The sequence below is a fragment of the Chamaesiphon polymorphus CCALA 037 genome, from assembly GCF_003003845.1.
GTDB lineage: Bacteria > Cyanobacteriota > Cyanobacteriia > Cyanobacteriales > Chamaesiphonaceae > Chamaesiphon > Chamaesiphon polymorphus.
The window spans coordinates 1-6,281 of sequence record NZ_PVWO01000354.1; the positions used below are offsets into that span (position 1 = coordinate 1).

The 6,281-nt window shown below is 47.3% G+C and carries 5 protein-coding genes; all 5 read right to left on the reverse strand.

Going from position 1 to position 6,281, the window contains the following annotated elements; all coding sequences use genetic code 11:
- Positions 1-38 precede the first annotated feature (38 nt).
- Positions 39-2,993: a strawberry notch family protein gene (locus tag C7B77_RS21455; protein ID WP_106309634.1), complete on the reverse strand. Its 2,955-nt coding sequence runs from the start codon at positions 2,991-2,993 to the stop codon at positions 39-41.
- A 74-nt stretch (positions 2,994-3,067) separates the two neighbouring features.
- Positions 3,068-4,342 carry an RNA-guided endonuclease IscB gene (gene iscB / locus C7B77_RS21460; protein WP_106309646.1) on the reverse strand — a complete coding sequence of 425 codons (1,275 nt, stop codon included), beginning with the start codon at positions 4,340-4,342 and terminating at the stop codon, positions 3,068-3,070.
- A gap of 410 nt (positions 4,343-4,752) precedes the next feature.
- The gene (locus C7B77_RS21465; protein WP_106309637.1) at positions 4,753-4,968 is read right to left on the reverse strand and encodes a hypothetical protein; all 216 of its coding nucleotides are present in this window, start codon (positions 4,966-4,968) and stop codon (positions 4,753-4,755) included.
- A gap of 194 nt (positions 4,969-5,162) precedes the next feature.
- Positions 5,163-5,582 (reverse strand): hypothetical protein, encoded by a 420-nt coding sequence (locus tag C7B77_RS21470; RefSeq protein WP_106309640.1) that lies wholly within the window; start codon positions 5,580-5,582, stop codon positions 5,163-5,165.
- 86 nt (positions 5,583-5,668) lie between these two features.
- On the reverse strand, positions 5,669-6,281 hold a 613-nt coding region (locus C7B77_RS30275; RefSeq protein ID WP_106309643.1), incomplete at its 5' end, for a hypothetical protein.

Consider the following 6,281-nt stretch of genomic DNA (forward strand, 5'->3'; position numbering starts at 1 on the left):
TATTTGTATGATGTAGAAAAAGAGGCTCGTTGTTGTTGTTATTTAATATATAATTTTTGTATAAGATAACCAGTACCGCCCGCAGAGCTGAAGATGAGGATTTGCTTGCGATCGGATTGAAATGCGTCGGTTTCGGCAATATTAGCCTTAGCCGAGCGGGTGGCGAGTTGGTAACGACCGTCTTTAGATAGAATCCGCTTGGTGCGTCCGGTAATTTCGGCAATGCGATCGTGTCCGAAGTGCCAATTGAGTTGGTCGAGAATGCCAGTTATCGGCGGCAGGATGGCAATATCTTCTAACAGCCGTGCGCGGATGGCTAGTGCTTCTTGACACACCACTGGGTTGTCATTGGCATCCTTGAGCAGTTCGCTTTTGGTATTGTTATTATCGTCAACATATTCGACATAGGTATGGATGGGAAATGAGTTATGAACATAACTGGCAATGACTTCTCTGGCACTAAAGTCGATCGCTCTGAGGTCGTTCCACTCGTTAGTAGGGATTTCTGCCAAGCGACGATCTAAGAGAGCTTCATTGGTTGAAATTAACTGCACCACTGCTGCGTAACCTGCGGCGATGTCTCGCTCGATCGCAGCAATTAGGGTGGGAGCCTTAACCGCACAGAGCAAACTGTTGAAGAACCTTAATTTGAGCGATTCAAACTGGGAATAGATAACGCACTTGGCTCTGGGATTGAGACATTTGCCGTTGGCAGCGTTGATGCCGCTGACATCTAAGGCGGTATCGAGATCTCGATGAATTACTTCAAACGCCCGCGCGTAGACATCCCAATACCGTTGCTGTTCGGGTGTAATTTCGTGGGTGAGGGTTTCAAAATTCACGCCGTCGAAACTGAGCGTGCGGGAGATATATTTACCCATCCGTTTTAAGTCTTGAGTCAACATTTCCAATCCTGCCAATCCTGCCGCGTCCATATTGGCGATGAACTGCTCTCTGGAGCTGAAGGGAAACCGTTCGCTCATCCACAGTCCGAGCCGCTGACAGTAAGCTAGATTCGAGGCTTTGCTGGCACCAGTGGCACTTAAATACACCACTCTGGCATCGGGCAGATTGTCGATTAATTCCATGCCAGCCAGTCCTTGCGCTGATGCTTTGGTTTTGCCCCGTTCGCCTTCTTCACCCGCACAGTTGCCCAGTAGGTGTGCCTCATCGATACAAATCGCGCCATCGAACTCGTTGCCCGCCCATTCTAAAATCTGCTCTACTCTGGATTTCTTCTCGCCTTTAGCGGCAGTACGCAGACAGCCGAAGGTAACGAAGAGGATGCCCTCGTTTAGACCGATTTTCTCGCCTAACTTATATTTGGTTAGCGGCACCACGGTGTTGGGATCGCCGCCGAGAGATTGCCAATCGCGTCGCGCATCCTCTAGTAGTGCTTCATTCTTACTGAGCCAGATCGCTCGTTTGCGACCTTCACACCAGTTGGCAAGGATAATCAGGGCAGCTTCGCGTCCTTTGCCTACGCCAGTGGCATCGCCGATGAAAAAACCCTGGCGATAATACTTACCCTCAGGGTCGTCTTTACTCGCAATAACTAGAGACTTGCGCTCGTCGAGTTTCCAGGGTACGTCTATGTGTTTATCGTGGGCTTCGCAAGCATAAATTAATGCCTCCAGTTGGGCTGAGGATGCCAGTCCATCGCGGACGATCCTGGCTGGTAGCTTGACGGTTACGGTGGGATAGGGAGCGGCAATTGCAGCCATCGCCACCGATTCGGCTAGTTGGGTGGGATGGGCTGGTGCGTCGGAAATCTCGATCGCGCTCGGTTGGTATGGCTCGAACGTGCCTTCTGCAAAAGCAGTGTGGCGTTCGCCTACCGGATGGTATTGGAGTTCGACGATCTCACCAAAACGGTCTTTGGGGACGAGTGGGACGATTTGGGTCGATCTGACTGGTTTGATATCAATCTCCACTACAGCAGGTGCGGCAGTTCCCTCTCCTGAAAGTTGGAATAGGGGTAGATTGCCAAAGGGATTGATACTCGCACTGATGCTGGCAAATAGCGGTAGATCTTGAGTTAAATCTAGGGATGCTGGTGTGGTGGATTCTGGTTTAATTTCTAATCTCGGTGGCACGTATCCGTCGATTAACCGATCGATCTCGCCCAGAGTTAGGATATCGTTGACGCATTTGGGCGGTGGCAGCTCATCGGCAGTTTTATCGAATACCAGCAGGCGAGTGGGAAAGGTGGTGCCGTGATGTCTGTAAAATTTTCCATCTAAATATACGGACAGGAGTAATTTAGCTGGTAAGCTGGCGAAATATTCGGGGTGCTTGCTGGGGGTGAGGGAATGGGCGACAATTGCGGCCAATCGTCCGTTGGGGGCGAGCTTGAGCAATGCCGATCGCAGGTGGCGGAAGATGGCATCGGGATTGCGCTTGCTGCTGGTAACGCTGCGGGAGAAGGGCGGATTCATAGCGATTGCCGTCGGTTTGATGCGCGGCAATAGCAGATCGTTGATATATTCGGCGTTGAGGGAAAATATTTCCGCCTGGGGAAAGACTTCGGTTAATAGTTCGCGGCGGAACTTGGAGAATTCATTGAGGATGACTTGTTGCGGTACTTCGGCATGGTTAATGGCGATTGCTGCAAGCATTCCCGTTCCTGCGGATGGTTCGAGCAGGATATCGTCGGATTTTAAAGCTAGCGCACGAGCGACGAGATATCCCAATCCCAGCGGCGTGCTAAATTGCTGGAGGTCGAGTTGTTCTTGAGAGCGAGCGGTATGATCTACGACCGAATCTTGAAGGCTCCAAAGTTCGGGCAAGCTCAGTTTGGGATGTTCGAGCAGGTACGCAGTCATGGCGGCTTCGATCGCATCGTAGGCTTGTTTCCACAGCCATGCACCATTGCTACTGCTGCCATAACAGTCGTTCATCACTGCTTTAATTTGCGGCTGTTCTAGTCTTACTCCAGCGGTGAGTCGGTCTAGGAATTCTCGAACTGGAGCAGTCTTGGTAATTGTAGGCATAAAAAAATCCCCAGCAGTTTTTAGCTACTGGGGGAAGTATTATTTGGATGGGAAAGGGAGAGGAATGTAAGTAATTAAAAAGAATAGTTGTAACCATCTTTAGAGTGAACGGTTTGGCAATATCTATGAGATATTCCCTGAATCAATCCACTTTTAGTCGAGATATTAAAACTACCGCTAGATCTGACAGCACATCGACCGATATAAGTACCAACCTTCTTTCCCTTAGTAACAACTGCTTTAACAAGATCTCCAGTCTGAAAGCCTTTAACAAACTTGTACTGAGGGACATAACGAGAGGGAAAGCCAAACCGATCGGTGCGACAAGATTGGCGAGTGCCATGCCCATTACAAGCGATCGATAAAGGTCGATTGGTGAGTAGAGTAATTGTCTCTACTGCTCCTACCAATGCTGCATCGATCCAGTGAGTTTTTGGGAGTTGGAAGCGAAAGCGATTCCAGCGGGTTCTGCCCCCAGTACCAGTAGTAATAGGTAGATCGGTTGCTTTGAGGGCATCGAATAATGCCCAACGGGTAGAATTAACCGCAGCCGCATCCCGCAGGGGTGATTTAGCCAGAGCCAATAATCGTTTCAACACATCCGGTTTATCGGCTAGGAACTCTTGAATCGGATGATTGGACTTAGCCTGATTGCAGTCATGGCAACTTAGACATAGATTTGATGGGCGATCGCTTCCATTTTTCGATCGGGGTATGATGTGATCGATCTCGAACGGTACATGTTCGACACCACAGTAAGCGCATTTGCGATCGAACTTCTCTAGTAGATAAGAACGAATTTCATAGCCAGCAAGAGTGCCAGATTGATACTCAGGACCAGAAATGGTTTCGTCCTGCATCAGTTGAGTATCAAACTTGACTAGTTCTTGAGCGATTGCTGTTACTGGAGCAAACCGTCTCAACCGATTGACCCAAGTGAGAGTAGTTTGAACTCGATGCTTTAAGCTCGGTGCTAGCCAGCCGTTCGGGCGAGTGCGATTGAGGAATCGGGCTTTTCGGTAGCGAGTTTTGCGGCTGCGCCTGTTGCGTCGCAGTTGACGACGGGAAAGGAGAGCGGCTTTAATTTGTGCCCCACGATGGGTAAGTTCGGCTGCCCATATCACCTTGGAGTTAGTAACGAGTACTAATCCAGTTACTTTTGAGCCTGGGTCGATCTTTATTTCTAGTGGTTGAGTTTGAGCATTACTAGCAGTTTTCAGAATTATAGTGAATGGAAAGCGACGCAAGATAGAGGCTTTGCGCTGCTTGAGCAATAAGCGAGCCTGAGCGGGATGGATGGGATTGAGTGGTCGGCGATTGGTATCGACGATTAATGCAAAATTAGACATGATAAACTCCATTTCTGGGTAATGTTAGCTTCGCCAAAGTTTAAAGAGCTTGTTAGATCGAATACACTGACTTAACCCGATTAAATCTGTTTAATATTTGATGATAGAGCAGTAATCTAGCTTCGCAATTACTGGTATCGTGACTCCGAAAACGTAGTGATATTTCTATCTCTGAGGCTGGTCAACTCTAGGCTTTATTCAAGCCCTCTCTAGATTGATTAATCAATTAGAGACGGGTTGTTGACCACCTCGTTAATCTGGGATTGACCTAGTTCCTCACCAGCAATAAGTCGGCGTTTGAATTGGTTTATTGGACTGGTTTTGATAATTGTTGACATAAAAAAAGCCAGCAGACAAAGCTGCTGGCAATAAGGGGGAGAGGAGTTGAGGTGTGGGGGTGTGTTTTATATTTATTCTGCTTCGCATTCACGAGCGAATTCGTAGCTGCTTTCTGCGTTGGTGTTCATTTCATCGTCAATTAGTTCCTGAATCTTTATTTGTTTATCTATTTCTGACATCTCTTGCCATTCAGATTCAGTGAAATGCTCCGATAGATCGATCTCACTCTCTAGTTGAAGCGAGATTTCATATTTGTAAATTCCATACTTTAATTTAGACTTTGGCACGATCGAATCTCCTTAGTTACTATTCATTATTTAGGTTTGCTCGATCTGGCTTTAGATATAGTTAGAGCTAAAGAACTCATACCAAGTATCTAGAATTGCTTCAACGATCGGAAATTTGCGATTCTCGTATTTTCCCGCCCTTAAATCCAGAAAGTATCTATAAGCGTTAACTATTCTCGACATGAGGCTGACTCCTAAAATAAGGTTAATTGAGACTGAGAAAGATCGATCGGACAGTAAGCTCGATTGTCGATGATGATTAAATAATCTGCCCTATCGATCCGGCGATCTATATCTCGCCAAGAAAAGAAAGGTAGTAAGTAGGGATCGTAGCTAATCTCTTTTAGTTGAGGTAAAGATTTCAAATTTCTACCGACTAAGATGCCACAGCCCCAGGCATGGACGTTTTTCTTTCGGGTTCTAATTACTCGTTGACGGCTGGTTTCTGAGACATGAAAAATTGGATTTTGAATTATTAAGTTATCAGTGTGTCCGACTACCAACCACGAGCTGCCGATCTTTTGGCGGATGCTCATCAAGCCGTTGTTGAGATTGCGGTAACATTGGGTGGGCAATCCGACACAAATTTTCCAGTCTATTTGTTGTTTAGGCATAAAAAAACAGCGGCGTTGTGCCGCTGTATGAAAGTAATAAGTTTTGACGTACTCCTTGGCATGAATGCGCGAGGATTCTCAAAGTTCTAGATCTTCGGCTGAATCTTCCATGTCTTATTTTCCTTAAGATTATCTTTGACAATTTGAATCAAGGTACGATCGTTCAAATTGGGCATTTGTTCGATGTCACCCTTAAGTTTGAGTTGTGGTTCGATGCGGAGGGGAGCGAGCATTAGAGTTGGCAAACCGATTCGCTTGGCGATGCGATCGATCTCAGTGGCTCTGATGTATCCAGCGGTATCGTTATCGGGTAGGATTGCGAGGAGCATTGGTTTGAGCTTGCGCTCGATTTGCTCTAGTTTGACTTCGATCGTGCCATAGCTATAGTCGCCAGCTTCGAGGCAAACTGCGGGAATGTGTCGGCTGTGGGCTATTTCTACGCATTTTTGCCCCTCGACGAGGAGGACGATATTTACCGCACCTGGGTAAGGGGATAAGCGTGCCAACCCGTATGGTTGCCAAGCTAGCTCTCCCGCACCGTTTACCCAAGCTCTGGACTGAAGATCGAAATACTGGGGATAGATGCTTTTATCTCTGCGGTAGTCATGGCGAACGACTCGCTGACGATCGCTATATCGATAGGTACTAAGATTGCCGTCGGTATGACTTAAAGCAATGGGTGCGATCGATGGATAATGC

Bases quoted from the DNA above. Each gene is read 5' to 3' on its own strand.
- C7B77_RS21455 (WP_106309634.1), bottom strand. From the start codon at position 2,993: ATGCCTACAATTACCAAGACTGCTCCAGTTCGAGAATTCCTAGACCGA.
- iscB (WP_106309646.1), bottom strand. From the start codon at position 4,342: ATGTCTAATTTTGCATTAATCGTCGATACCAATCGCCGACCACTCAAT.
- C7B77_RS21470 (WP_106309640.1), bottom strand. From the start codon at position 5,582: ATGCCTAAACAACAAATAGACTGGAAAATTTGTGTCGGATTGCCCACC.